The following is a 25,386-nucleotide window of genomic DNA, read 5'->3' on the forward strand; positions in this document are numbered from 1 at the left end:
TGATGCCGCAACCGCTCTGTTTTGTTCCGGCCGCGCTGGGCACGCGGCGCTGTTGGACTGCTGTTATTGTCCGCAGTTTATTCGGTTTTGGCAATCGTTCGATTAGCAACCGTTTGGTAGCGCTGTCAATAATTCTTTGTCCGCCGCGGCGCCTGTGATATGAGCGGCAAATGGCCCGAAAGCGCATCACGCCAGGCAAGATCCGGCTCACCGAAGTTGCAAAACTCGCCGGCGTCAGCCCCATCACCGCCTCGCGCTTCTTCAGGAATCCCGAGGCGCTCTCGGTCGGCAAGCGCGCGCGGGTCGAAAGTGCGGCAAAGGAGCTCGGCTACGTCCCCAACCTCGCCGCGCGGGCGCTCGCCTCGCAGCGTACCGAGGTGATCGGTGTCCTGATCCCGTCGCTGACCAACAACGTGTTCGCCGACGTGCTGCGCGGCATCTATGACGCGCTCGACGGCAGCCGCTACAGCATCCAGCTGGCCAACACCCGCTACAGCATCTTGCTGGAAGAGCGCCTGCTGCGGCTGTTTCTGGCACAGAAGCCGGCCGGACTGATCGTCACCGGCATCAACCAGACGCCGGATTCCCGCAGCATCATGGAGACGGTCGATTGCCCGATCGTCCAGATCATGGAGATCGGTCCCTCGCCGGTCGACATGATGATCGGATTCTCGCATTTCGACGCGGCAAAAGCCGCCATTTCGCACCTGCTCGCGCAGGGCTACCGGCGGATCGGCTTCCTCGGCGCACGGATGGACCCGCGGGTGCAACGGCGGCTCGACGGCTATCGCTTCGCCATGACCGAGGCCGGGCTGTTCGATCTGCGGCTGATTGTCACGACGGCGATCCCCACCTCGGTGACGCTGGGCGGCACGTTGTTCGCCGACCTGCTTGCCAAGGCGCCCGACATCGACGCCGTGTTCTGCGTCAATGACGACCTCGCGCTCGGTGCGCTGTTCGAATGCAAGCGCCGGCACATGGCTGTGCCGGAGCAGATGGCGATCGTCGGCTTCAACGACCTCGAATTCATGGCGTCGAGCGAGCCGACGCTGAGCAGCGTGCGCACCAACCGCTACGAAATGGGCAGGAACGCTGCCATGATGGTGCTGGAGACGCTGGACGGACGCCGTCCGACCGAGCCGGTGGTCGATCTCGGCTTCAGTGTCATGGAACGGCAAAGCTCGACCCGGCGCAACTGACATCAAGGCGACAAATGCCCGTCACATCCGAACGAAAATGACAAAATGATAGCGCAACCAAAACTGTTCAACTAAGGTCCAATTCAGCCGGCGAGACACCTGTGCGTGATCGAGCGGGTTTGTAATGCGCGGCGATTTGCGCAAGGTAGAGACAGCGTGGAAATCAGAGCCCTTGAACGGGCCCAAGCAAGTTTGCATTGCGGGAGAAACCAATGACAGAACCCCACACCAACGGGCACAGCGCCGGCAAGACCAACGGCAAGGGCCAGGGAACAGGAAAGGGCCGCAGGCTCCGCTCCCAGGAATGGTTCGACAACCCGCACAACCCCGGCATGACCGCGCTCTATCTCGAGCGTTATCTGAATTACGGCCTGACCCGGGAGGAACTGCAGTCGGGCAAGCCGATCATCGGCATCGCCCAGACCGGCAACGACCTGTCGCCCTGCAACCGCCATCACCTCGAGCTCGCGCACCGGGTTCGCGAAGGCATTCGCGCCGCCGGCGGCATCGCGATGGAATTCCCCACGCATCCGATCCAGGAAACCGGCAAGCGCCCGACCGCGGCGCTTGACCGCAACCTCGCCTATCTCGGCCTGGTCGAGATCCTGTTCGGCTATCCGCTCGACGGCGTGGTGCTGACCACCGGCTGCGACAAGACCACGCCGGCCTGCATGATGGCGGCGGCGACCGTCAACCTGCCGGCGATCGTGCTGTCGGGCGGGCCGATGCTGAATGGCTGGCACGAAGGCCAGCGCACCGGCTCCGGCACCGTGGTATGGAAGGCGCGCGAGCGCCTCGCCGCCGGCGAGATCGACTATGAGCAGTTCATCGAGATCGTCGCCTCCTCGGCACCGTCGGTCGGCCATTGCAACACCATGGGCACCGCCTCGACCATGAACTCGCTGGCGGAGGCGCTCGGCTTCTCGCTGCCGGGCTGCGCGGCGATCCCGGCGCCCTATCGCGAGCGCGGCCAGATCGCCTACGAGACCGGCAAGCGCATCGTCGACATGGTCTGGGAAGATTTGAAGCCGTCGGATTTCCTGACCCGCCAGGCGTTCGAGAACTGCATCGTGGTCAATTCCGCGATCGGCGGCTCGACCAATGCGCCGATCCACATCAACGCGCTGGCGCGCCATGTCGGCGTCGAACTGTCGATCGACGACTGGCAGAAATACGGCCACGACGTGCCGCTCCTGGTGAACATGCAGCCGGCCGGCTTCTATCTCGGCGAGGAATATCACCGCGCCGGCGGCGTGCCCTCGGTGGTGCGCGAGCTGATCAAGCACAAGCGCATCCATGAAGGCGCGCTGACCGTCAACGGCCGCACCATGGGCGAGAACTGCAAGGAAGCGCCGACGCCCGACGGCGAGGTGATCTGGAGCTACGACAAGCCGCTGGTGAAGGACGCCGGCTTCATCGTGCTGCGCGGCAATCTGTTCGATTCCGCGATCATGAAGACCAGCGTGATCTCTAAGGAATTCCGCGACCGCTACCTCTCCAACCCGAACGACCTCAACGCCTTCGAGGGCCGCGCCGTCGTGTTCGAGGGTCCGGAGGATTATCACGACAGGATCGAGGATCCGGCGCTCGGCATTGACGAGCACTGCATCCTGTTCATCCGCGGCACCGGCCCGGTCGGCTATCCCGGCGGCGCCGAGGTCGTGAACATGCAGCCGCCGGCGGCACTGATCAAACGCGGCATCCTGTCCCTGCCCTGCATCGGCGACGGCAGGCAGTCCGGCACCTCGGGCTCGCCGTCGATCCTCAACGCCTCGCCGGAAGCCGCCGCCGATGGCGGGCTCGCGATTCTCAGGAGCGGCGACAAGGTGCGCATCGACCTCAACAAGGGCAGCGCCAACATCATGATCTCGGAAGATGAGCTGCGCACCCGCCGCGCCGAGCTGAAGGCCAAGGGCGGCTTCCCGCATCCGGCCAACCAGACGCCGTGGCAGGAGCTTTACCGCCAGACCGTCGGCCAGCACGCCACCGGCGCCTGTCTCGAACTCGCCACGCGCTACCACGACATCGCCGGCAAGGTCGGCGTTGCCCGGGATAATCACTAGCACCGTACCCATCCCCGTCATTCCGGGATGGTGCGCCAGCACCAGACCCGGAATCTCGAGATTCCGGGTTCGCGCTGTGCGCGCCCCGGAATGACCGACAAGAGAAGGAAGCAACGCATGTCAGACCGCCTGAAGGGCAAACGTGCCGTCGTCACCGCAGCTGCAGCGGGCATCGGGCGCGCCTGCGCCATCGCATTCGCGCGCGAGGGCGCCACTGTCATCGCCACCGACATCAATGAAAGCGGCATCGCCAACCTCAACAAGGAAGGCATTGCCGAGACGGCGCGGCTCGACGTTCGCAACACCGCCGACGTCAACGCCTTTGCCCAGCGTGTCGGCAAGATCGACATCCTGCTCAACGCGGCGGGCTTCGTGCACCACGGCACCATTTTGGAGTGTTCGGAGGACGACTGGGATTTCTCGTTCGATCTCAACGTCAAGTCGATGCACCGGACCATCAAGGCGTTCCTGCCGGCGATGCTGGCCGGCGGCGGCGGCAGCATCGTCAACATCTCGTCCTGCGCGGCGCTGCGGCCGCCGGCCAACCGCTACGCCTACAGCGCGTCGAAGGCTGCGGTGTCGCTGCTCACGCGGGCGGTCGCGCTCGACTTCATCACCCAGGGCATCCGCTGCAACGCGATCTGCCCCGGCACCGTGGAAACGCCGTCGATGCTCGAGCGCGCGGCCGCCGCCGGTCCCGACGGACGCGAGAAATTCGTCGCCCGCCAGAAGATGGGCCGGCTCGGCACGGCGGAAGAGATCGCGGCGATGGCGGTCTATCTCGCGAGCGACGAAGCCGCGTTCACCACCGGCGTCGACATGGTCGTCGACGGCGGCTTCATGCTCTGATCTTTAAACCTCTCCCCGCTCTTTGCGGGGAGAGGTCGGAAGCGCAGCTTCCGGGTGAGGGCAAGGCACAATACCTCCGCAGGCGCATGCGGAGACAGCCCCTCACCCCAACCCTCTCCCCGCATCCGCCTTCGCCCGAAGGCGGGCTTCGGCGGACAAGAGAGCGGGGCGAGGGAACGTCCGTGCGGCGGCACCGAGGGAACGTCAAAGGATAACACCAATGAACAAGATCGATCTCAACGGCCGCTGCGCCGTCGTCACCGGAGGCGCGCAAGGCTTTGGCCGCGCCATCACCGAGCGCTTCGTCGCTTCCGGCGCCAGGGTCGCGATCTGGGACTTCGACCAGCCGCTGGCGGCGAAAACTGCGCAGGCCATCGGCGAGAACGTGATCGCGATCAAGACCGACGTCACCGATCCCGCCGCCGTCGACGCCGCGCGCGACCAGACGCTGCGCGAGTTCGGCAAGATCGATATCCTGGTCAACAATGCCGGCATCACCGGCGCCAACAAGCCGGTGTGGGAAACCGAGCTCGAGGACTGGCGCAGGGTGATGCGCATCAACCTCGAGGGGCCCTTCATCTGCTGCAAGGCGATCGTGCCCGTGATGATCGGCCAGAAATACGGCCGCATCGTCAACATCGCCTCGATCGCCGGCAAGGAAGGCAATCCGAACGCCGCGCATTACTCGTCGTCGAAGGCCGGCCTGATCGCGCTGACCAAATCGCTCGGCAAGGAGCTCGCGCAGCACGACATCCTGGTCAATGCGGTGACGCCGGCCGCCGCGAAGACCGCGATCTTCGACCAGATGACGCAAGCGCATATCGACTTCATGCTGTCGAAGATTCCGAAGGGCCGCTTCGTGCTGGTCGAGGAGCTGGCATCGATGGTGGCCTGGCTGGCGTCGCAGGACTGCGCGTTCTCCACCGGCGCGGTGTTCGACATCTCCGGCGGCCGCGCGACGTACTAGCGCCGGCTGATTTTGGTTGCAGCGGCATGGCCGCGAACTCGTTTCGCCTCTCCCGCTTGCGGGGGAGGCCGACGCGCTCGGCAGCGCGCTTGCGCGCCAGAGCGCGGCGGGTGGGGGCTCTCTCCACGATAGGATTCGCTGTGATACCCCCACCCCAGCCCTCCCCCGCAAGCGGGAGAGGGAGCACACCGGCTTTGCGGCCGCCAATTCAATCTAATCTCGTCACGCTCTAACGCCCCCGCCTGTCCGGCTGGCGCAACGCCATCACCAGATGATCGGCCAGCAGCGACGCAGCGCGCGTCAGGTTGGGCGCGCGATGCAGGCGGATCTCGGCGCGCGACAGCCGCGGCATGCCGTCGCGCGCGGTCAGACGCCGCAGCGCCGGCGGGAACGTGCCTGACTTGACCACGGTCACCGCGAGCCCCTGCGCCGCGATCGCCTCGACCGCGGACAGGCTGTGGCTGACGAAGGCGAGCCGCCACGGCCGCTTCGCCTCGTCCAGCGCCTGCATCGCCCAGCTCCGGAACAGGCAGCCCTGCGGATAGAGCGCGACCGGCAGCGGATCGATCTGCTCGACGCGATGCTCCGCGCTCGCCGCCCACACCGCCTGCTCGGTGCGCAGCAGTTCGCCCTCGCCGCGCCCTTCCGGATGCATCGCGATCACGAGGTCGTAGGCCTCGCCGAGCCGGTCGGTCATCGTCGACGTCAGCCCGGTCTCCATCTCGACATGGACCAGCGGATAGTTGGCGACAAAGCTCGCCAGCAGCGGTGGGACAATCAAGGTCCCATAATCGTCCATCACGCCGAGGCGCACCCGCCCGTCCATGCCGTGGGCGCGCACCCGCCCGACCGCCTCTTCGTTGAGGCTGAGGATACGCCGGGCATAGCCGATCAGCCCCTCGCCCGCGGCGCTGAGATCGACATTGGTTGTGCTGCGGTGAAACAGCTCGGTCTGCAGCCGCTCCTCCAGCCGCTTGACCTGCATGCTGATCGCCGATTGCGTGCGGTTCAGCGCCGCGGCGGCGCGGGTGAAGGAGCGATGGTCCGCCACGGCGACGAAGGCGCGCAGCAGGTCGGGGTCGAGGACAGGCGCATTCATAATGAACCGTGATCTTGTCTATCAAGGATATTCCATTCCTTGATTATCCCCCGCTCCCTAGATTGCGCAAGCGAAACAAGGGGAACGGGATGGGCGAGATCTGGGGAGTGGCGGCGGCCGTGCTGTCGAGCGCGCTCGGCGGCACCTCGATCGGGGCGACGCGGTTTCTGGTCGGCGCCATCGATCCGCTGGCGATCGGCTCGTTCCGGTTCGGCATCGGCGTCGTGCTGCTGCTGCCGCTGGCCTTGCTGCAGCTTCGCAGCTGGCCGCCGCGTCGCGACTGGCCCGCTGTCGCCGGCCTCGGCCTGTTGTTCTTTGCGGCGTTTCCGATCCTGTTCAATGCGTCGCTGATCTTCACCACGGCAGCGCGCGGGGCGCTGGCGCTGTCGACGCTGCCGCTGCTCACGATGCTGGTCGGCGCCGCGCTCGGCGTCGAGCCGCTAACGGCGCGCAAGACCACCGGCGTGCTGGTCACGATTTTGGGCGTCGCGATGGCCCTGCTCTCCGGCCTCGCTGCGGCGCCGCCGGGCGCCTGGCGTGGCGACCTGCTGATGGTGGCGGCCGCGCTGTGCATGGCGCTCTACAGCATCTGGTCAAGGCCCTACATCCGCCGCTCCGGCCCGATCCCGTTCACCACGCTGGCGATGGCGGCTGGCGGCGCGGTGCTGATCATCGGCTCGCTGCTGCGCGGCAGCTTTACGCCGGTCGCGGATTTCGGCGCGGCGCAATGGTTCGGCGCGATCTATCTCGGCGCCTTCGGCGCGGCGCTGACCTTCTACCTCTGGGCGTTCGCGCTGGAGCGGACCACGCCGACGCGGGTGGCGATCTCGGTCACCGTCAATCCGATCGCGGCAGCGCTGGTCGGCGCCGCCCTGCTCGGCGAGCCGCTGCGCTGGAATCTGATGGCCGGCATCGTCACCGTCTTCGCCGGCATCTGGATCGCCACCACCCAGCCGCGCCCGATGCTGGATTGGCAAAGACCTTAGCAATTTCGTGCTAGCCTGACGGTCCGATCCGGAATGATCCCAATCCGGGACGAACCAGGGGCGGCACGCATTGAACATCTCACTTTATGACGTCTCGGTCTGGGTGCTGCCGGTCATCATCGCCATCACCTTTCACGAGGCCGCACACGGCTTTGTCGCGCACCGGCTCGGCGACAACACCGCCTGGCAGCTCGGCCGCGTCAGCTTCAACCCGTTCAAGCACATCGACCCGTTCGGCACGATCATTCTTCCGGGCGTGCTGTTGCTCGCGCATTCGCCGTTCCTGTTCGGCTACGCCAAACCGGTCCCGGCGAATTTTCGCAACCTCAAGCATCCCCGGCTCGACATGGTGTGGGTCGCGCTGGCCGGCCCCGCCACCAACATCATCCTGGCGACCGCGGCGGCGCTGGCATTCCACGCGCTGCCATTCGTGCCAGCCAATGCCGCGCAATGGACCCTCGACAATCTGAAAAACGCGTTCCTGATCAACATCGTGCTCGCGATCTTCAACATGATGCCGATCCCGCCGCTGGACGGCGGCCGGGTCGCGGTCGGGCTTTTGCCGCGCCCGCTGGCCTATCCGCTGTCCCGGCTGGAGCCGTACGGCCTCCTGATCCTGATCGGGCTGTTGATCCTGCTACCGATCCTGGGCGCTCAGCTCGGCCTAAATCTTGATGTTATTTCGGCGATACTGCGGACACTGACCGGATATGTGATCCAGGCCCTTCTCCTCATAACCGGAAACACATAGTCTGGGCGCGGGAACGCTTGAAGCCATGGTGATCAAAGCTGCAGATATGCTGATTGCGCGCCGCGCCGATACCCGCGCGCGGGCCGATTTTGCCACCTGGAAGATGATGGCCAAGCTGAACGGCGCCTCCGCCTTGCCGCCCGAGGCGCAGAACTTCCTCGCCAGCTACAAGAAGCTGCTGGAACAGATGGGCGACGCCGACGCCGGCGAGGCGACCATCCAGCTGATGTACCGCAGCTACTACGCCGAGATGGGCGGCGCCGGCAAAGCGCCGGAGGTTCCCGCCCGCTCGCGCGAGCCGGTCGCCGCCGACAGCGGCAACGTCACCGCGTTCCGCCGCCTCCCCGCCAAGCCGAAGGCCGGCACGTCCGACCCGAACGCCAAGCGTCCGCTCCCGGTGATGCTGATCTTCGCCTGCCTCGTCGTGGTCTACGTCGCGATCCGCTACTACTGGAAGTAGCCGCTTCTCCAATCGAAATCTGCACTCGTTCAACCCGTCATCCTGAGGTGCGAGCCTCTTCGGCGAGCCTCGAAGGATGCACGGCCACCAGCCGGGCCGTCGACCCTTCGAGGGCCGCTGAAGAAGCGGCCACCTCAGGGTGACGGGTCAGATAGCGTCGCCACCATCAAGCGCCCGCGTCCCGGAATATACGACCTTCGGACCGCCGCCCGCGCCCGCCTAGGCGGCATCGCCGTTGCCGGGCATACTGCGGGCCTCAAAAAACAAAATCATACTGGAGGAGACATGAAGCGTTCTATCGCAGCCGTTGTCGTGACCACGAGCCTGGCGCTCGCAGGCGGCGCGCTGGCGCAGACCATGGACAAGACGGTCCGGGTCGGCAGCCTCGGCGACCAGTCCGGGCTTTACCAGGACATCGGCGGCCCCGGCTCGACGGTCGCAGCGCAGATGGCGATCGAGGATTCCGGGCTGCTCAAGAAGGGCTGGAAGATCGACGTCATCGCGGCCGATCACCAGAACAAGCCCGACGTCGGCGTCAACATCGGCAAGCAATGGATCGACGTCGAGAAGGTCGACGTGTTCGTCGATCTCGCAAGCTCCGGCGTTGGGCTTGCGATCGCCAACCTCGCCAAGGAGAAGAACGTCGTCAATCTGAACTCCGGCTCGGCCTCCTCCGACCTCACCGGCGCGCAGTGCTCGCCGAACACCGTGCACTGGGTCTACGACACCTACATGCTCGCCAACGGCACCGGCAAGGCGCTGGTGAAATCCGGCGGCGACACCTGGTTCTTCCTCACCGCGGACTATGCGTTCGGCCAGGCGCTGGAGCGCGACACCGCAGCGGTCGTCACCGCGAACGGCGGCAAGGTGCTCGGCAGCGTCAAGCATCCGCTCAACAACGCCGACTTCTCCTCCTTCCTGCTGCAGGCGCAGAGCTCGAAGGCCAAGATCGTCGGGCTCGCCAATGCCGGCGGCGACACCACCAACGCGATCAAGCAGGCCGCCGAATTCGGCATCGTCGCGGGCGGCCAGAAGCTCGCGGGCATGCTGATGTTCCTGACCGACGTCAACGCGCTCGGGCTCAACGTCGCGCAGGGCCTCAACTTCACCGAGACGTTCTACTGGGACCTGAACGACGAGACCCGCGCCTTCTCGAAGCGCTTCATGGAGCGGTTCAAGAAAAACCCGCCGACCATGGTGCAGGCCGGGGTCTATTCGTCGCTGATCCATTACTTCAAGGCGCTGGAGGCGCTCGGCAGCAATCCGCATGACGGCCGTGCCGTGGTCGCCAAGATGAAGGAGCTGCCGACCGACGATCCCCTGTTCGGCAAGGGCTCGATCCGCGTCGACGGCCGCAAGATTCATCCGGCCTATCTGTTCGAGGTGAAGAAGCCGTCTGAATCGAAATATCCGTGGGACTATTACCGGCTGGTCGCCACCATCCCGGCCGACGAAGCCTTCCTGCCGCTGGAGAAGAGCGTCTGCCCGCTGGTGAAGAAGACCTGAGTACCTCGCGTAAAGCGGATTAGCGAAAGCGTAATCCGCCGCTCGTCGCAAAAGAATGGCGGGTTACGCTGCCGCTAACCCGCCCTACGCAACGACCGATCCTTCGCTCGCGCTACTTCTTCGACTTGTTGAAGTTGACGTCGAGGCTGAAGGAGAACTGATCTTCGGTCAGATCGGCCGGAGGCGCCGGGACCGGATCGGAGCGGTGCACCATCGAGATCGCCGCGTCGTCGTAGAGCGCATCGCCGGAGGATTCCATCACGGCAACCGACAGCACCTTGCCGACGCGGTTGAGCACCAGGGCGATCTTCACCTTGGCCGACTTGGCCTTGTTGCTGGTCTCCGGGAATTTCTTGTGCAGGTCGAGATAGGCGCTGATCTTCTTGCCCCATTTCGCGGTCAGAGCCAGCTTGTCCTTGCCGATGCCGGGATTGGGCGCCTTGGTGGTCTCGGACTGACGGGTGGCCTCCTCGAGCTTGGTAGGCGCAGCCGCCTCTGAGGCCTGCTGAGCTTCCTGGGCGTTGGTCTCGACCTTGGCGACCTTGGCCTCGTCCTCCTTCTCCTTCTTCTTGTTGTTGTCCTCGGTGACGATGCGATCGGGGTCCTCGGTCTGCTGCGGCTGCGCCTGGGGCAGATCGGTGTCCTTCACCTCCGCCTTCTGCTGCGTCATCTCCTGGACGGCCTGATGCTCGTCGGAAGCGACAGGCGCGGGCGGCGCCACCTCATCGTCCATGGTCGCGGTCGCCAATTCGACGGCGTATTCCGCGCCGGCGGCGCCGAGCCCTTCGTCACCGTCGTCGCCGCGCAAATTCGCCAGCGCCAGCGCCGCGCCGCCCAGATGCAGCCCGACCGCAACCACGGCCGCCATGATCCAGAGCGACTTTGACGTGCGCAGATCGAGAGCGGGATCAGACATCGCCGTCCGCCCTCAAGGTTTGGCCGGTTGCGCCGGCGCCGCGGGTGCGCCGGGGACCCCCTCGAGCGTCACCAGCTTCACCTTGGTGTAGCCGCCCGCGCGCAACAGCTCCATTACGCCCATCAGCTCGCCATAGGGCACGACCCGATCGGCACGCAGGAAAAGGTACTTGTCGCGACCCATGTCCGGCATCGCATCGAGCGAATTGATCAGATCGGTGCGCTTCACCGCGTTCTCGCCGATCGCCAAGGTCAGATCCGGCTTGATGCTGAGGTAGGTCGGCTTGTCCGGCTTCTTCTGCGGCGTCGAGCTGGAGGTCGGCAGATCGATCGGCAGGTCGACGGTCGAGAGCGGCGCCGCCACCATGAAGATGATCAAGAGCACCAGCATCACGTCGATGAACGGCGTGACGTTGATCTCGTGCGACTCCGCAAAGTCGTCGTCGCCATCGTTCTCGGAGATCGAGACCGCCATCGCCTACTCCGCCGCTGCGGCGCGTGCGCCATGCGAAACGTCGCCGCCATGGGTCCGGTCGAGATCGCGCGACAACAGCCGTCCCGCAGCGCCCGAGGCGCGGCCGACCAGCTCGAGATAGCCCTTCGTCACGCGCGAGAAGTGGTTGTAGATGATCACCGCGGGGATCGCCGCGACGAGGCCGATCGCGGTGGCGAGCAGCGCTTCGGCGATGCCGGGCGCGACCACGGCAAGGTTCGTGGTCTGCGACTTCGAGATGCCGATGAAGCTGTTCATGATGCCCCAGACCGTGCCGAACAGGCCGACGAAGGGCGAAGTTGCGCCGATCGTCGCAAGCAGACCCATGCCGACGCGGATGCGGCGCGCCTCGGCGTGCGCGATTTCGGCGAAGCTCGAGGCCGCACGTTCCTTGATGCCGCTGTCGCTGGAGATCCCGGCCGACAGCCGGCCCTCGCGCATCGCGGCGGCGATGAACGACGACAGCACGCTGCCCTTGGCGCCTAGCGCGAACTGCGCCTCGGCGAGCGAGCGGGATTCACCGATCTTGGCCAGCGCGCGGCGCAGCTTGCCCTGCACCACGGTCAGCTCGATCATCTTCGCGATGAACACGGTCCAGGTGACCAGCGAGGCGAAGGCGAGGCCAATCATCACCGCCTTCACGATGATGTCGGCGTTCAGGAACATATTCCACGGCGACAATTCGCGCAGGCCGGTGCTGCTCGACTTCAGCAGCTTGCCTTCGCCTCCCGCAGGCGCGGTTGACGCGTCCAGCGCGGTCGGCGTCGGCGCGGCGGCCGCCGCGGCAGGCGCTTGCGGCGCTGCAGCAGCCGGCGGGGCCAGCGGCTGCGACTGGGCCGGTGCCGCCTGCGACTGAGGTTGCGCTGCAGGCGCCGCCGGCTGCTGTGCCGATGACGGCACGGCGAGCGTGAGGATCGCCAGCGAGGCGATCATGGCGGATGCAACGCGGAGCATGGATGTCTTCATTACTTACACTTCAGCCCAGTGACGGATCAGGTTGTGATAGATGCCGGTCAATTTGACCGTTTCGGGGTCATCGCGCCCCAGCCGTTCCACCAGGGCCTGGATCGCGGTATCGAGATCAAAGATCAGGCTGCGCGCGTGTGCATCCCGTACCATGCTCTGGAGCCAGAAAAAAGACGCAACCCGGGTCCCCCGGGTGACCGGCGTCACCAGATGCAAACTGGAAGCAGGATAAACCACGAGATCGCCCGCCGACAGCTTGATTTCATGGGATCCGTAGCGGTCCTCGATCACGAGCTCGCCGCCGTCATAGTCCTCCGGCTCCGATAAAAACAGCGTGACCGAGAGGTCGGTCCGGATCCGCAGCCCGGTCAGGCGGTCGCCGCGCACCGCATTGTCGACATGCAGGCCGAAATGGTGCCCGTCGCTGGCGGCATAGCGGTTGAACAAGGGTGGAAAGATTCTAAGCGGGATCGCCGCCGAGATGAAGCGCGGGCTCGCCGACAGCGCCGACAGGACCCGGTTGCCGAGCTGCCTGGCGACCTCGCTGTCGGGCGGCAGCTGCTCGTTGCGCTTGACCAGCGCGGAGGCGGCGCCTGCGGTCGAGCGGCCGTCCTCCCAATCGCTGGCATCCAGGATGCGGCGGAAGTCCGCCACATCCTGCTTGCTCAACACATTGGGAACACAGACCAGCATCGCGCCGCTTCAGCCTCAGTAACGCGCAGAAATGACCAGATACGCAGCGCGTCCCGGCGCCTCCAGCACGAAGGGAGCCGCGCTCTGGTACAGCGCGTCGTAGTAGCGCTTGTCGAAGATGTTGTTGACGAACAGTTTGACGGTCCAGTTCTTGTCGATCTTGGCCTCGGCAAAGGCGTCGAAGCGCCAGTAGCTCGGGATCGAGGTGCCCTGGTTGGCCGCCAGGAACGTGCCGCCATAGATCTTCGAGCGATAGACCGCCTGGCCGCCCAGTTCCCAGGTGTCGTTCAACTGGTATTTGCTGAGCATGCTGAACGATTGGTGGGCGATATTGGCGAGCGGCAGCCCGACATTCGAGCCAAACAGGATCGTGTTCGCCGGCGGAATATTCGATTTGGTCACCTCCGACTGCATCAGCACGAGACCGCCGAACATGCTCCACTTGTCGGTGATCTTGCCGCCGACGCCGAGGTCGATGCCGCGGATGCGATAGGCTGCGCCGGCGCTGATGCAGGAGACGGTCCCGGTCGTGCCAGCCGGATAAGGACAGGCGGCAGTCTGGGTCGCCGCGGTGACGTTCATGGATTCACGCGCGTTCTCCTTCTCGGTCTGGAACAGCGCGGCCGTCAGCAACAGGTGCCGGTCGAACAGCTCCCACTTGGTGCCGAGTTCGATCGCCTTGTTCTTCTCCGGGCCGAAGATCTGGCTTGGATTGCCGTTGAGGACCGGCGCGAGGCCGCCATATTGAACGCTGGTGCCGTCAAATTCCGCACCGACCGGGTTGGATGACGTGGCATAGGCGGCATAGACGCTGCCGTTCGGCAACGGCTTGAGCGTCAGGCCGAGGTTGAAGTTCGGCATGCCGTAGTCTTGCTGCTGCTGACCGAAGACGTTGGCGACACCGTTGACCGTGCCGTAGCCACTGGTCTTGATGTTGTAGTCGTCGTAGCGGACACCGCCGTTGAGGATCACGAGATCGTTGTAGTTCGCAGTATCCAGGACATAAACACTCTTGGTGTCGATGGTGAGTTTGGTCGGCAGTCCTGACAGGCCAGCGGGTATGCCGAAGGGCAAATTCGTGAATTGCGGGCTAAATACGCTGACGCCAGTCAGCGATCCGTTGCCGCTGAAGCCGCCGGGCAGCGCTTCCGAGCTCAGGCCGAGATACTTGTCGATCGAGGACCTTTCGTTGTCATACTCGAACCCGGCAAGCGCCGTGTGCTTGAAGCCAACGCCGTCGTTGAACTTGTAGGTCGCCTCGGTCTGATTGGCGAACACGTCCGTGACCTGGAAACGGCTCTGCGGATTGGCACTCAGCGTCGAGGCCGAGAGCGGATTCTTGATGACCGGCGCTTCCGGCAGCGTGCCGATGTAGTTCTGGGTGGAGCGCGATTCCCGCGTCTTGTTGCTGATCATCAGGTCCGGGGTGATCTGCACCTCGGCGTTGATGGTGCCGATGTCCTGCCCGGTCCTGTAGAAGTCGCGGTTGACGAAGCCGTAGAAATTGTGGCGGTTGACGCCGAAATCCGTGAACGGGCCGCCGGCCGTGCTCGCGGTGCTCGGCCGATAATACGGCACGCCGAAATCCGGGATGCCGGTCAGCTCGGTGTGGATGTAGTTGCCGGTGATCTTGACCGCGTCGATCGGCTTCCATGTCCCGGCGACGAAGGCGCCGTTGCGGTCGTCGGTGACGTAACTCCGGCCGGCGACGTTGGCGTCCTGGAACAGGCCGCCGGCGCGCACCGCCAGCGTCGGCGAGATCACCTGGTTGACGTCGAGCACCACCCGCTTGGTCTGGTCGGTGCCGAACGTGGTGTCCATGTTGTAGAAGCTCTTCTCCGTCGTCGCCTGCTTGGTGACGATGTTGATCGCGCCGCCGGTGGTGCCGCGGCCGGCAAACGAGGAGCCCGGACCGCGCAGGATCTCGACCTGCTCGGTGAAGAAGTTCTCGCGGACGCTCACGCCCGCATCGCGCACGCCGTCGATGAAGACGTCGTTGCGCGCGTCGAAGCCGCGGATGAAGAAGCGGTCGCCGAAGGCATTGCCGCCCTCGCCGGTGCCGAGCGTCACACCGGCCGTCGACAGGATCGCCTGCTTCAGCGTGGTGGCGTTCTTGTCCTCCAGCACTTGCTTCGTCAGCACGGTGACCGACTTCGGCGTGTTCAGGATCGGCTCCGGAAACTTTCCGGATGCTTGCACACGATCACCCTTGTATGGCGCCGCCGGGTCGGCATAGGGATCGCGATCGGGCGGCAGGCCGCCGGCATTGGGAAATGCGACCGGTGCAGCCTGCGTCGGCTGGGCGCGACGTGCGGCACGTAGCGCGGTGCGGGCGCGAACATGGTCCGCCGACGGTTTTGACGCGGCAGGGCGCGGGCGCGCCACCGGGGCATCGACCGTCACCGGCGGCAGGTTGGACTGCTGCGCCTCGGCCCCCGAGAACGATGCCACCGCAATCAGGCCCGCGACCGCCGAGACCTTCTTGCCGGAGTGATTTGTTTCGTCAGCCGAGCCGGCCGCTGCCTCAAAGCGCAGCGATCTCGGCGCCCTCACATTGCCCATTCCAAACGCCCCCAAGAAATCCCGAGAAATCGAGTCCGCCCGCAACATCCGGAAATCGGGTGCGACGAACTGTCTCCCTCGGTTATCGAGCGTGAATTTTTCGGTCAATGCGATCGCGGCAACAGCGCGCTTGAATCGCCCCAATTCAAAGCGATTCTAATGTTCGATCTAAAACGGTTCTAAATACCAGAGCGTTTTCCAGCGAAGTGGACACCGGTTCGCGTCAAGAAAACGCGTCAAAGCAAATCTAGAGCTCCGTCCGATTCCATCGGAACGGAGCTCTAGTTTTTAAGCGTTCTAATAATCGTTCTAAATTGGCGCGAGCGTGCTCCGATTGATAACAGCACGGACACCGCGCGAAGCATCGCGAGTCACTCCGCGCTCGGCGGCTTCATCAGCGAAAACAACTCGTCGACGGTCCGCTGCGCGACCTGGCGGACGCGTTCGGTGTTGTCCATGCCCGCGATGTTGACGCCGTTGACCACGGCTTTGATCTCGTCGCGGAAGTCGGTGAGGAAGCGCAGCGGGTCGCGCTGCTCGTTGGCGACACGCGCAATCAATCCGGTAATCAATATCTGGCACGCCATCATGCGCCCGTTCAACTCGTCCATCGCAGCCCTTCCCGTCTCAGATCGGCGATGCGCGATATGAACGACATCGCGCGGCGTTTCAACCATGCCGCGTCGACCGATGACGATGGACGGATTTCAGGTTGCGCAACGCGCGCTATTTCGCGGCGATGCTCTCCGGTCCATCCCCGAGCGACTTGATGCGATCCTTGACCTCGCGCAGCGTGGCAAGTCCGCTCTCGACATGCTTGGCCGAGACGTCGCGCAGCACGTCGCTCGCGATCGCGTCACGCAGGCTGTCGAGATCGTCGACAAGCTGACGTCCGCCCCTCGTCAGGAACAGGCGGTTGGTGCGGCGATCCCGCGGATCGGGGCGCCGTTCGAGCAGACCATGCTCGACCAGACGATCGAGCAGCCGCACCAGCGAGATCGGCTGCAGCTCCAGCACGTCGGCGAGATCGACCTGCGACAGCCCCTCCTGCTCGCGCAACCGGAACAGCACGATCCACTGCGCGCGGGTGGTGCCACGCGCCTTGGCGCGGTGGTCGATATAGTTGCGCAGCAGCCGCGAACTCTCGACGAGCTGGGCAATGAACTGGCGTTTGAGATCGAGCGACATGAGGGTTCTCGGAGGCGTTCCCGGGGCGAACTATTGCTGTTCGTTTCTGACCCTAAACCTTTCCAAATGTTTAGGATTCTCAAGTTGTAGTGTGTTTACACATTAAGTGCACGCATATTATATCCGCAAGCTCTGGGAACCGTTTCAATCACCCTTTATTGTTCGTCGAACCCAAGAGCCCGTATGTCCAAGTCACGTACCATCGGTTGGGTCCTGCTGATCGCTGCGATCGGTGCAGCGGGTTACTTTGGCTGGCAAAAATACGAGGGAAACAGGCAGGCCGCCGAGGCCGCCCAGAAGCGTGCGGCCCAGCGCCCGCCAGTCCCGGTCAAGATCGCCCCGGTCGAGAAGGCGGATTTCCCGGTCTATCTGACCGGTCTCGGCACCGTGCAGGCGTTCAACACCGTCCAGGTCCGCACCCGGGTCGACGGCCAGATCGTCAAGATCGCCTTCAAGGAAGGCCAGTTCGTCAAGGCCGGCGACACCCTGGTCGAGATCGACCCGCGGCCGTATCAGGCGGCGCTTGACCAGGCCAAGGCCAAGAAGGCGCAGGACGAGGCCAATCTCGCCAACGCCAATCTCGACCTCGGGCGCTACACCAAGCTCGGCGAGTTCGCCACCCGCCAGCAGCTCGACACCCAGCGTTCCACGGTGGCCCAGCTCACCGCCCAGATCGCGTCCGACGAGGCCGCGATCTTCAACGCACAGACCCAGGTCGACTACACCACCGTGAAGTCGCCGATCGACGGCATTGTCGGGCTGCGGCTGGTCGATATCGGCAACATCGTCAACGCCTCGGCCGCCACCGGCATTGTCACGATCACCCAGATCGAACCGATCACGGTGATCTTCACTGCGCCGGAAGACCAATTACCTGATATCAAGGCGGCCCTTGCGGTGGCGCCGCCGAAGACCATCGCGCTGACCACCGACGGCAAGAAGGTGCTGTCCACCGGCACGCTGGCGCTGATCAACAACCTGGTCGACACCACGAGCGGGACTGTCCGGCTCAAGGCGGTGTTTGACAACAAGGACCATGCGCTGTGGCCGGGCCAGTCGGTCTCGACCCGGCTGCTGGTCAGGACGTTGAAGGACGCCACCGTGGTTCCCGATGACGCCGTGCAGCACGGCGCCAATGGTCTCTACGCCTATTCAGTCAACCAGGAGAACAAGGCCGAGCTGCGCAATATCAAGGTCACGCAGTCGATCGACGGCAAATCGGTGATCGACGAGGGCCTCACGCCGGGACAGCAGGTGATCACCGCGGGCCAATACAAGGTCTCGCCGGGAACCCTGGTGACGACGGCGGTGGCGAGCTCGGACCAATCCAAAGATGAGCCCAAGGCGAAAGTGACGCAGGAATGAGCGACGGAATTTCCGCACCATTCATTCGCTACCCGATCGGCACCTCGCTGCTGATGGCCGGCATCCTGTTTGTCGGCCTCGTCGCCTATCCGCTGTTGCCGGTGGCGCCGCTGCCGCAGGTCGACTTCCCGACCATCCAGATCACCGCGACGCTGCCGGGCGGCAGCCCGGAGACCATGGCGACCTCGGTGGCCCAGCCGCTGGAGCGCCAGTTCGCACAGATCCCCGGCATCGCGCAGATGACCTCGACGAGCTATCTCGGCACCGCGTCGGTCACCATCCAGTTCGACCTCAACCGCTCGATCGACGGCGCCGCCAACGACGTGCAGGCCGCCATTAACGCCGCCAGCGGCCAGTTGCCGAAGAACCTGCCCTCGCCGCCGACCTATCGCAAGGTGAACCCGGCGGATTCGCCGATCATGCTGCTGTCGGCTACCTCGGACACGCTGCCGCTCACCACGGTCAGCGACTCCGTCGACGCCCAGCTCGCGCAGCAGATCAGCCAGATTTCCGGTGTCGCGCAGGTCATCATCGGCGGTCAGCAGAAGCCGTCGGTTCGGGTCCAGATCGATCCGGCCAAGCTGGTGGCGAAAGGCCTATCGCTGGAAGACGTCCGCGCTGCGATCAACATTGCGACCGTCGACAGCCCAAAGGGCAATATCGACGGCCCGACCCGCGCCTACACCATCTATGCCAACGACCAGCTGCTGACGGCGGATCCCTGGAACGACGTCATCATCGCCTATCGCAACGGCGGCCCCTTGCGGATCCGCGACATCGGCCAGGCCGTCACCGGGCCCGAGGACGCCAAGCAGGCCGCCTGGGCCAACGGCAAGCGCGGCGTGTTCCTCGTCATCTTCAAGCAGCCCGGCGCCAACGTCATCGACACCGTCGACAAGATCAAGGCGACGCTGCCGCGGCTGGTCGCCGCGATCCCGCCGGCGGTCAAGATCGATGTCATCAGCGACCGCACCACCACGATCCGCGCCGCGGTGGAAGACGTCCAGTTCACCCTGCTGCTGACCATCTTCCTGGTCGTGATGGTGATCTTTGCCTTCCTGCGCAGCTTCTGGGCGACCGTGATCCCCGCCGTGACGGTGCCGCTGGCGCTGCTCGGCGCCTGCGCATTGATGTGGATCTTCGGCTACACCCTCGACAATCTGTCGCTGATGGCGCTGACGATCGCGGTCGGCTTCGTGGTCGACGACGCCATCGTGATGCTGGAGAACATCAGCCGCTACATCGAGCAGGGCGAGAAGCCGATGGCCGCCGCCTTCAAGGGCTCGAGCGAGATCGGCTTCACCATCGTCTCGATCAGTATCTCGCTGGTTGCGGTGCTGATCCCGCTGCTGCTGATGGGCGGCATCATCGGCCGCCTGTTCCGCGAGTTTGCGGTGGTGCTGGCGATGACGATCTTCGTGTCGATGTTCGTGTCGCTGACCTTGACCCCGATGATGGCCTCGCGATTCCTGCGCGCCCACAACGAGGAGCGGCATGGCCGCTTCTACCAGCTCAGCGAGCGGGCATTCGACGCGATGCTGCGCGGCTACGAGGCGGTCCTCGATCACGCGCTCGCCTGGAAGCGCACCACGCTCGTGATCTTCTTCGCGACGCTGGCGCTGTCGGTCTACCTGTTCGTCATCATCCCGAAGGGCTTCTTCCCGCAGCAGGACGTCGGCCTGATCACCGCGACCTCGGAAGCCAACCAGGACATCTCGTTCGCCGACATGAAGGGCAAGCAGGAAGAGCTCAGCAAGATCGTGATGGCCGATCCCGCGGTCGCGACGGTCGCGATGGCGATCGGGGGCAGCGGCCGTGCCGGCAACAACGGCACCATGTTCATCACGCTGAAGGCGCTGAAGGACCGCGACGCCAATGCGCAGCAGGTGATCGGCCGGCTGCGGCCGAAGCTGGAAAAGGTGCTGGGCGCCCGGCTGTTCATGCAGGCGGCGCAGGACGTCCGTCTCGGCGGCCGCCCGACCCGCACCCAGTTCGAGTTCACGCTGCAGGATGCCAACCTTGCCGAGCTGAACGAGTGGGCGCCGAAGATCCTCGGCAAGATGCAGACGCTGCCGCAATTGCGCGACGTCGCCACCGACCAGCAGACCAACGGCACCACGCTCGAACTGAAGATCAACCGCGACACCGCCTCGCGCTACGGCATCCAGCCGCAGCTGATCGACGACACGCTCTATGACGCATTCGGCCAGCGCCAGGTGACGCAGTACTTCACCCAGCTCAACAGCTATCACGTCATCCTCGAGGTGCTGCCGGAGCTGCAGGGCTCGGTCGACACGCTGAACAATCTCTACGTCAAGTCGCCGCTGACCGGCGAGCAGGTGCCGCTGTCGACCTTCGCGAAGTGGACCACCGCGCCGGTGCGTCCGCTCTCGATCAGCCACCAGGGCCAGTTCCCGGCGATCACCATCTCGTTCAACCTGGCGCAGGGCACGGCGCTCGGCCAGGCGACCGAAGCGGTGCAGAAGGCGATGGTCGAGCTCGGCGCGCCGCCGACCCTGAGCTCGAGCTTCCAGGGCACCGCGCAGGCGTTCCAGCAGTCGCTGTCGACCGTGCCGCTCTTGATCCTCGCCGCGCTGGTGGTGGTCTACCTGATCCTCGGCATTCTCTACGAGAGCTACATCCACCCGATCACGATTCTGTCGACGCTGCCCTCGGCCGGCGTCGGCGCGCTGGCGATCCTGATGGCGGCCGGCTTCGACTTCTCGCTGATCGCGCTGATCGGCATCATCCTCCTGATCGGCATCGTGAAGAAGAACGGCATCATGATGGTCGACTTCGCGATCGCCGCCGAGCGCGACAATCACATGGAGCCGGAGGCGGCGATCCGTCAGGCCGCCCTGCTCCGCTTCCGCCCCATTATGATGACGACGATGGCCGCCCTGCTCGGCGGCGTGCCGCTGATGCTTGGAACCGGCACCGGCTCGGAGATCCGCCAGCCGCTCGGCTACGCCATGGTCGGCGGCCTGATCGTTAGCCAGGCGCTGACGCTGTTCACGACGCCGGTGGTCTATCTCTATCTCGACCGGCTCTCCAACGCCTTCGCCAATTGGGGCCGCTCGCCGCGCGCCGAGGGCGACGACGACGGCGAGCATGGATCGGTCAAGGAGGCCGCCGAGTGACTTGACTTTGCGCCCGCCCCGGCACATCCGAAGGCTGTTCAGTTCGGAGCCGGTGCCGTGAAAATTGTCGCAAAGTCGCTCGTCGTCCTGTTGACCGCGCTCGGCGTCGCCGGCGCCGGTCATGCCCAGGCTCCGAAGGCCAAGAACGCACCGGCCGCCGCGCCTGCACCTGCGCAGCCAACGGCGCCCCAGCAGGCCGACGCGCCGCCCGGCAGCAACACCGGCTGGGTCGCACGCTGCACCAGCGCGAGCCGCGACGCGCCGCTCGAATGCGCGATGGAGCAGACCGCGGTTCTCACCAAGACCGGCCAGCTCATCGTGCTGGTCAATATCCGCGTCGCCGCTGACACCCGCACCCCGGTCGCACTGATCCAGCTGCCGCTCGGACTGAACCTGCCGGTCGGCGCCAAGCTGCAGGTCGACGAGGGCAAGGCCGTCGACGTCGCGATCCAGACCTGCGAGCAGCGCGGCTGCTACATCAACGCGCCGATCGCCGCCGACATCCTGGCCCAACTGAAATCAGGCAAGCAGCTGAAAGTGTCGTTCCAGAATCTGGCGAAGGAAACCATCACCATCCCGATGCCGCTCAACGATTTTGCGACGGTGTACGACAAGATCAAGTAGCCGCGCCGGCGCTAGCCGGCGTGGCGCCGCGTCTCCTCGATCAGGCGCTTGCCGATGCCGTGTCCCTGATACGCCCGATCGACCGCAAGATCCGACAATAGCAGCAATAGCAGAAATCGGTCAGCGCGCGAGACGCCGACGAGCTTGCCCGCCTGGCGCGCGGTGACGACGAGATCGGCATTGGCGATTATCCGCCCGATCCGGTCGGCGTCGTCAAGGCCGGACTGGCGCAGCACGTCGATGAACTCGTCGACGCCAACTGCGGGGCAAAACGCTGGAAGTCGTTGAACTCTGGCCGATAGGCAACGACTAATGGAATAGAAGGTGAGGAAGGGAGGCGCGCTCTTGCTTGCAAAACGGGGATGATACACTTTTGCTGATAGGTGTTTCTCGCGTGAACCTATTGCCGCAAACACTCTAGCGGTTGGCGGCGTTTCCACCACCGCTCAATTCTCGCTCATCGGATTGGAGGTGTGAAATGACCTCATTCGAGCCATGGCCACAGCGGACAGCGCCTAATTTTTATGCCGGAGTGGACGCGTCGTTCAGCGCGCCCGGACAGTCGAACAAAGAGTTCTTTACCTCGCAACTTTCCCTTCAAGCGGAGCAAGTGCAGGAAGTATGTCTGCGCGATCCGCCTGAGACGAAAGTCGATCTGCGTGACTCTATCCCAAAGAGCTTCCAATTGCCTTTTTCGCAGAATGTCATCCTCGGTCCGGACGTCCACTCTGACAAACCGCATGTGGTCGATATTCAGTTCAAGCAAAAGAGCGGCGCCACGTATATCTATCTAGTGACCGCAAAGAAAACTGCTGACAGCGCTTTGATCGAGGCGCGACCTGCAGGCTCAAGCGGGGCCGCTTTTGCATTCATGCGGGTCAAGGTCGCTGTGCCTGAGGTCGCAAAGAGCGTCAGCGACGCCACTGTGAGATTTGACGCAGCGGCGGCGCTGAAAGACGTGTACGCTGGATTTGTCGAGGGCCTCGCACCCCACACGACGGAAACGGCCAACGCCTTCAAAAAAGCGTTGGGAGGCTCGCTGGAAAGCGTAATTCCCGGTGGCAACGTCGTGCTTGGCGGCAAGTTTGCGGAGGGCTTCTTTAGGGGACTAAAGGAAGGAGGAGAAGCGTTCCTCAACATGTTGAAAGACGCCAAGAACCTGGCCTTTGACGCGAAATTCCGTGATGAGGTGATGAAGAATGCTGCGGAAATTATTGGCCCGATGTCGGAGACGCTACTCCTGATTCAGACAAATCCGGGCAAATTTTTTGCACCGCTGGCCGCCAATGCGAAGCCCATTGGCAGGGTGCTGGGTGACGAACTCGGTAAGGGAGTGAGTGAACAGATCGTCGGCAAGACTAATTCCGAGCTCTTCCAATGGGCTGGCCGTCTTACCGGCCTGGTCGCCTTCGAAGTCATTCTGCAGGTCGCCACTGATGCGGCCGGGATCGGCGTGGTTCAGGGCGTGAAATGGATGGGAGAAGGGGCCGGCATGATTGGCCGTCTGCTGCCCAGGCTGAAGGGTCTGCTGGTTGCGGCGGAAGAGCTCAAGAACGTACTTCGGCTCAAGTTTCAGACGCGAGCTGCAAGGGAGGCTGCGAAAGCTGCCGAAGAGGCCGTCAAAGCTGCCGAGGAGGCTCAGAAAGCCCTCAAGATGGTCGAGGAAGCCGCGCGGGGCGCTGGCAAGCTGCCGCCGGGTTACACCCCGCCGACTCACCAATTGCCGCCACATGTTCCCAGGGGAGGATTACGTCCCGGACCGGCTAACGCGGCCAGTTACGGCGAAAGCGTCGTAGAGCCGGAGGTCCTCAGACACTTCTTGCCGGACCATCTCCAAATGTCGGCAAAGGCCATCGGGTTTGACACCTGCGACCGTGTCGCCGTGGTTGGTACGCGCTTGACCGAAGAGGTGCGAGCAGGACAGACGATAAAGGTCTACGAGGAGCGGATCAGAGGTGGAACGTGGAGCACCATAAAGGGTGTGTCTCGACCCGACAGCAGATTGATCAGGGAAAATGTGGAGTTGGCCGTCCAGAAGGCGTCTGAGGGACTTAAGCTAGCCAGAGCAAACCAATTCGAACGAATTGAGGGAAATATCGCCTATCGCACTGTTTATGCAGGACCGCCGGACAAGGTTCTGATTGTCATCAGGTTGGAGACCGGCACGCCATTTGGTTACGAGCCGGGCTTGGGGCTCGAACAGCTGGCGGCGAAAGCAATTAAGGAATCTCCTTACCGCAGCGATATTCCGGCGGGAGTCGAGGTCGTTGCTGCAATCGTTCGCGTCGGCCGCCCATGATCTTGGCCCGGAGAGCTTCTGGTTCGCCGGAACGCGGAGCTTTTTAGTATGCTTCATCGTGAAGCCGCCAATTTCGGCCGCTTGCTGTACGACAAGATCAAGTAGGCCAACGAGACTAGCGCTCGCGCTTGTAGAGAAACGCGTTGTCCGCCTGCGGCATGCCGATGCTCTTGTAAAAGCTCGTCGCGCCCGGCGCCGACAGCAGCAGGCACATCGACTCGGGGCCGGCGTGGCGCCGTGTCTCCTCGATCAGGCGCTTGCCGATGCCGTGTCCCTGATACGCCCGATCGACCGCAAGGTCCGACAGATAGCAGCAAAAGCAAAAATCCGTCAGCGCGCGCGAGACGCCGACCAGCTTGCCGTCCTTGCGCGCGGTGACGATGAGATTGGCATTGGCGATCATCCGTCCAATCCGGTCGCTGTCGGCGATCGGACGCCGCTCGCCGAGACCGGACTGGCGCAGCACGTCGATGAACTCGTCGACCCCGATCGACGGCTCGCGGGAATAGGAGATCGCATCCATCACTTCACCTCTATCGCAAGATTCCGGCGCGGGCCGGCACGTGACAATGGTGGATTACGCTCCGCCGATCCACCTGCCGACGGCAGCAGCCAGCGCATGGCACATCTCCGCGCGATTGCGAATCTCGTCGGAATTTCTTGACGGCGGTCACGCCATGCGGCGGATTGGCTGGGGAACCTGGATTCGAACCAAGACAAACAGAGTCAGAGTCTGTTGTGCTACCGTTACACCATTCCCCAAGAAAAGCCCTGATATCAACAGCTTAGCTGGATGTCTGGACATCTCGGTACAGCGGGTTCGCCTGCCAAATCAGCGGTCCGCGCGAGTGCGACCTTCTACCTGCTTGGTCCCACGCTTGGCAAGCATTGTTGGCGGGGAATGGGCGTGAAAATCGCGGCCGGTGCGGCGTGTGCGGATGCGGCCCCGCTCCCCGGTCGCGGCGTCAAAGACCCGCGCAAAGGAATTCAAGGAGCACGGAAAGATCTGTGGCAAGCAATGCCCCGGCGCAAAACCCGACGGTGCCGAGCGCAACCGCGCCGATCCAGCCGTGATGCGCCCATCCATAGCTCGCGCCAACCAGGGTAGCGAACGAGATCACGGCAATCGCCCACACGATGTGAACGGCGACCTTCAGCACCTTCAGCACCTTGAGCATTCGTGACCCGTCGCAAACGCCACTTCGATGCGCTTCCATCCATTAGGTCGGTCGCGCAAGCGGCACGTTCAAGCGGCCTGACA

At 64.2% G+C, this 25,386-nt stretch carries 23 protein-coding genes and 1 tRNA gene; 12 read left to right on the top strand and 12 right to left on the bottom strand.

Annotation, left to right across the window (positions count from 1 at the left end):
* Positions 1–170 precede the first annotated feature (170 nt).
* The 4 genes from gntR to CI41S_RS21160 all read left to right on the top strand — a co-directional run bounded on the left by gntR (position 171) and on the right by CI41S_RS21160 (position 5,078).
* Positions 171–1,199: an HTH-type transcriptional regulator GntR gene (gntR, locus tag CI41S_RS21145; protein ID WP_139861430.1), complete on the top strand. Its 1,029-nt coding sequence runs from the start codon at positions 171–173 to the stop codon at positions 1,197–1,199.
* A gap of 212 nt (positions 1,200–1,411) precedes the next feature.
* Positions 1,412–3,262: an IlvD/Edd family dehydratase gene (locus CI41S_RS21150; RefSeq protein ID WP_139861431.1), complete on the top strand. Its 1,851-nt coding sequence runs from the start codon at positions 1,412–1,414 to the stop codon at positions 3,260–3,262.
* A 117-nt stretch (positions 3,263–3,379) separates the two neighbouring features.
* Positions 3,380–4,111, top strand: a complete 732-nt coding sequence (locus CI41S_RS21155) for an SDR family oxidoreductase (protein ID WP_139861432.1) — start codon at positions 3,380–3,382, stop codon at positions 4,109–4,111.
* Positions 4,112–4,331: 220 nt separating this feature from the next.
* On the top strand, positions 4,332–5,078 hold the full coding sequence (locus CI41S_RS21160) for an SDR family NAD(P)-dependent oxidoreductase (protein ID WP_139482897.1): 747 nt from the start codon (positions 4,332–4,334) through the stop codon (positions 5,076–5,078).
* 229 nt (positions 5,079–5,307) lie between these two features.
* Here CI41S_RS21160 and CI41S_RS21165 read toward each other — a convergent pair whose 3' ends face one another.
* Positions 5,308–6,177 (bottom strand): LysR substrate-binding domain-containing protein, encoded by an 870-nt coding sequence (locus CI41S_RS21165; RefSeq protein WP_139861433.1) that lies wholly within the window; start codon positions 6,175–6,177, stop codon positions 5,308–5,310.
* A gap of 89 nt (positions 6,178–6,266) precedes the next feature.
* Between CI41S_RS21165 and CI41S_RS21170 the strand changes: the two genes are divergently transcribed.
* The 4 genes from CI41S_RS21170 to CI41S_RS21185 all read left to right on the top strand — a co-directional run bounded on the left by CI41S_RS21170 (position 6,267) and on the right by CI41S_RS21185 (position 9,880).
* The gene (locus CI41S_RS21170; RefSeq protein ID WP_139861434.1) at positions 6,267–7,163 is read left to right on the top strand and encodes a DMT family transporter; all 897 of its coding nucleotides are present in this window, start codon (positions 6,267–6,269) and stop codon (positions 7,161–7,163) included.
* 70 nt (positions 7,164–7,233) lie between these two features.
* Positions 7,234–7,914 (top strand): site-2 protease family protein, encoded by a 681-nt coding sequence (locus CI41S_RS21175; protein ID WP_139861435.1) that lies wholly within the window; start codon positions 7,234–7,236, stop codon positions 7,912–7,914.
* A 46-nt stretch (positions 7,915–7,960) separates the two neighbouring features.
* Positions 7,961–8,374 carry a hypothetical protein gene (locus CI41S_RS21180; protein WP_172626877.1) on the top strand — a complete coding sequence of 138 codons (414 nt, stop codon included), beginning with the start codon at positions 7,961–7,963 and terminating at the stop codon, positions 8,372–8,374.
* 285 nt (positions 8,375–8,659) lie between these two features.
* Positions 8,660–9,880, top strand: coding sequence for an ABC transporter substrate-binding protein (locus CI41S_RS21185; RefSeq protein ID WP_139861436.1), 1,221 nt, complete (start codon positions 8,660–8,662; stop codon positions 9,878–9,880).
* A gap of 112 nt (positions 9,881–9,992) precedes the next feature.
* Here the strand turns inward: CI41S_RS21185 and CI41S_RS21190 are convergent, their stop codons facing one another.
* The 7 genes from CI41S_RS21190 to CI41S_RS21220 all read right to left on the bottom strand — a co-directional run bounded on the left by CI41S_RS21190 (position 9,993) and on the right by CI41S_RS21220 (position 16,697).
* Positions 9,993–10,796, bottom strand: coding sequence for a TonB family protein (locus tag CI41S_RS21190; protein ID WP_139861437.1), 804 nt, complete (start codon positions 10,794–10,796; stop codon positions 9,993–9,995).
* Positions 10,797–10,808: 12 nt separating this feature from the next.
* Complete coding sequence (gene exbD / locus CI41S_RS21195; RefSeq protein WP_139482756.1) at positions 10,809–11,270, bottom strand: TonB system transport protein ExbD; 462 nt, start codon at positions 11,268–11,270, stop codon at positions 10,809–10,811.
* Positions 11,271–11,273: 3 nt separating this feature from the next.
* Positions 11,274–12,254, bottom strand: a complete 981-nt coding sequence (exbB, locus tag CI41S_RS21200; RefSeq protein ID WP_139861438.1) for a tonB-system energizer ExbB — start codon at positions 12,252–12,254, stop codon at positions 11,274–11,276.
* A 3-nt stretch (positions 12,255–12,257) separates the two neighbouring features.
* Positions 12,258–12,947, bottom strand: a complete 690-nt coding sequence (locus CI41S_RS21205; RefSeq protein ID WP_139861439.1) for a Fe2+-dependent dioxygenase — start codon at positions 12,945–12,947, stop codon at positions 12,258–12,260.
* Positions 12,948–12,962: 15 nt separating this feature from the next.
* Positions 12,963–15,509: a TonB-dependent receptor gene (locus tag CI41S_RS21210; RefSeq protein WP_139861440.1), complete on the bottom strand. Its 2,547-nt coding sequence runs from the start codon at positions 15,507–15,509 to the stop codon at positions 12,963–12,965.
* Positions 15,510–15,880: 371 nt separating this feature from the next.
* Positions 15,881–16,120 carry a hypothetical protein gene (locus tag CI41S_RS21215; protein WP_139482822.1) on the bottom strand — a complete coding sequence of 80 codons (240 nt, stop codon included), beginning with the start codon at positions 16,118–16,120 and terminating at the stop codon, positions 15,881–15,883.
* 115 nt (positions 16,121–16,235) lie between these two features.
* Positions 16,236–16,697 (bottom strand): MarR family winged helix-turn-helix transcriptional regulator, encoded by a 462-nt coding sequence (locus CI41S_RS21220; protein ID WP_139861441.1) that lies wholly within the window; start codon positions 16,695–16,697, stop codon positions 16,236–16,238.
* 183 nt (positions 16,698–16,880) lie between these two features.
* Here CI41S_RS21220 and CI41S_RS21225 point away from each other — a divergent pair, with 183 nt between their 5' ends.
* Genes CI41S_RS21225 through CI41S_RS21235 form a run of 3 tightly spaced genes read left to right on the top strand, consistent with a single transcriptional unit; the run spans position 16,881 to position 21,826 of the window.
* On the top strand, positions 16,881–18,062 hold the full coding sequence (locus tag CI41S_RS21225; protein ID WP_139861442.1) for an efflux RND transporter periplasmic adaptor subunit: 1,182 nt from the start codon (positions 16,881–16,883) through the stop codon (positions 18,060–18,062).
* The gene (locus tag CI41S_RS21230; RefSeq protein WP_139861443.1) at positions 18,059–21,202 is read left to right on the top strand and encodes a multidrug efflux RND transporter permease subunit; all 3,144 of its coding nucleotides are present in this window, start codon (positions 18,059–18,061) and stop codon (positions 21,200–21,202) included. Before CI41S_RS21225 ends, CI41S_RS21230 begins: the two co-directional genes overlap by 4 nt.
* 57 nt (positions 21,203–21,259) lie before the next feature.
* Entirely contained in the window at positions 21,260–21,826 is a 567-nt protein-coding gene (locus CI41S_RS21235; RefSeq protein ID WP_172628122.1) for an invasion associated locus B family protein, read from the top strand.
* An 11-nt stretch (positions 21,827–21,837) separates the two neighbouring features.
* On the opposite strand, the gene CI41S_RS21240 is transcribed toward CI41S_RS21235, so the two are convergent.
* Positions 21,838–22,269 (bottom strand): GNAT family N-acetyltransferase, encoded by a 432-nt coding sequence (locus CI41S_RS21240; protein WP_244626618.1) that lies wholly within the window; start codon positions 22,267–22,269, stop codon positions 21,838–21,840.
* Between the two features lie 35 nt (positions 22,270–22,304).
* On the opposite strand from CI41S_RS21240, the gene CI41S_RS21245 reads away from it, so the two are divergent.
* A complete protein-coding gene (locus tag CI41S_RS21245; protein ID WP_139861444.1) occupies positions 22,305–24,125 on the top strand; it encodes a hypothetical protein in 1,821 nt (606 codons plus the stop codon).
* Positions 24,126–24,240: 115 nt separating this feature from the next.
* Here CI41S_RS21245 and CI41S_RS21250 read toward each other — a convergent pair whose 3' ends face one another.
* From CI41S_RS21250 to CI41S_RS21260, 3 genes are all read right to left on the bottom strand, one after another.
* Positions 24,241–24,648, bottom strand: coding sequence for a GNAT family N-acetyltransferase (locus tag CI41S_RS21250; RefSeq protein WP_139861445.1), 408 nt, complete (start codon positions 24,646–24,648; stop codon positions 24,241–24,243).
* A 165-nt stretch (positions 24,649–24,813) separates the two neighbouring features.
* Positions 24,814–24,887 (bottom strand) — tRNA-Gln (locus CI41S_RS21255).
* 203 nt (positions 24,888–25,090) lie between these two features.
* On the bottom strand, positions 25,091–25,303 hold the full coding sequence (locus tag CI41S_RS21260) for a hypothetical protein (RefSeq protein WP_139861446.1): 213 nt from the start codon (positions 25,301–25,303) through the stop codon (positions 25,091–25,093).
* Positions 25,304–25,386 lie beyond the last annotated feature (83 nt).

Source organism: Bradyrhizobium ivorense, assembly GCF_900696085.1.
GTDB lineage: Bacteria > Pseudomonadota > Alphaproteobacteria > Rhizobiales > Xanthobacteraceae > Bradyrhizobium > Bradyrhizobium ivorense.

What these genes read in the sequence shown, in the direction of transcription:
- gntR (WP_139861430.1), top strand. Translation starts at nt 171, where the DNA reads ATGGCCCGAAAGCGCATCACGCCAGGCAAGATCCGGCTCACCGAAGTT.
- CI41S_RS21150 (WP_139861431.1), top strand. Translation starts at nt 1,412, where the DNA reads ATGACAGAACCCCACACCAACGGGCACAGCGCCGGCAAGACCAACGGC.
- CI41S_RS21155 (WP_139861432.1), top strand. Translation starts at nt 3,380, where the DNA reads ATGTCAGACCGCCTGAAGGGCAAACGTGCCGTCGTCACCGCAGCTGCA.
- CI41S_RS21160 (WP_139482897.1), top strand. Translation starts at nt 4,332, where the DNA reads ATGAACAAGATCGATCTCAACGGCCGCTGCGCCGTCGTCACCGGAGGC.
- CI41S_RS21165 (WP_139861433.1), bottom strand. Translation starts at nt 6,177, where the DNA reads ATGAATGCGCCTGTCCTCGACCCCGACCTGCTGCGCGCCTTCGTCGCC.
- CI41S_RS21170 (WP_139861434.1), top strand. Translation starts at nt 6,267, where the DNA reads ATGGGCGAGATCTGGGGAGTGGCGGCGGCCGTGCTGTCGAGCGCGCTC.
- CI41S_RS21180 (WP_172626877.1), top strand. Translation starts at nt 7,961, where the DNA reads ATGCTGATTGCGCGCCGCGCCGATACCCGCGCGCGGGCCGATTTTGCC.
- CI41S_RS21185 (WP_139861436.1), top strand. Translation starts at nt 8,660, where the DNA reads ATGAAGCGTTCTATCGCAGCCGTTGTCGTGACCACGAGCCTGGCGCTC.
- CI41S_RS21190 (WP_139861437.1), bottom strand. Translation starts at nt 10,796, where the DNA reads ATGTCTGATCCCGCTCTCGATCTGCGCACGTCAAAGTCGCTCTGGATC.
- exbD (WP_139482756.1), bottom strand. Translation starts at nt 11,270, where the DNA reads ATGGCGGTCTCGATCTCCGAGAACGATGGCGACGACGACTTTGCGGAG.
- exbB (WP_139861438.1), bottom strand. Translation starts at nt 12,254, where the DNA reads ATGAAGACATCCATGCTCCGCGTTGCATCCGCCATGATCGCCTCGCTG.
- CI41S_RS21205 (WP_139861439.1), bottom strand. Translation starts at nt 12,947, where the DNA reads ATGCTGGTCTGTGTTCCCAATGTGTTGAGCAAGCAGGATGTGGCGGAC.
- CI41S_RS21210 (WP_139861440.1), bottom strand. Translation starts at nt 15,509, where the DNA reads ATGGGCAATGTGAGGGCGCCGAGATCGCTGCGCTTTGAGGCAGCGGCC.
- CI41S_RS21215 (WP_139482822.1), bottom strand. Translation starts at nt 16,120, where the DNA reads ATGGACGAGTTGAACGGGCGCATGATGGCGTGCCAGATATTGATTACC.
- CI41S_RS21220 (WP_139861441.1), bottom strand. Translation starts at nt 16,697, where the DNA reads ATGTCGCTCGATCTCAAACGCCAGTTCATTGCCCAGCTCGTCGAGAGT.
- CI41S_RS21225 (WP_139861442.1), top strand. Translation starts at nt 16,881, where the DNA reads ATGTCCAAGTCACGTACCATCGGTTGGGTCCTGCTGATCGCTGCGATC.
- CI41S_RS21230 (WP_139861443.1), top strand. Translation starts at nt 18,059, where the DNA reads ATGAGCGACGGAATTTCCGCACCATTCATTCGCTACCCGATCGGCACC.
- CI41S_RS21245 (WP_139861444.1), top strand. Translation starts at nt 22,305, where the DNA reads ATGACCTCATTCGAGCCATGGCCACAGCGGACAGCGCCTAATTTTTAT.
- CI41S_RS21250 (WP_139861445.1), bottom strand. Translation starts at nt 24,648, where the DNA reads ATGGATGCGATCTCCTATTCCCGCGAGCCGTCGATCGGGGTCGACGAG.
- CI41S_RS21260 (WP_139861446.1), bottom strand. Translation starts at nt 25,303, where the DNA reads ATGCTCAAGGTGCTGAAGGTGCTGAAGGTCGCCGTTCACATCGTGTGG.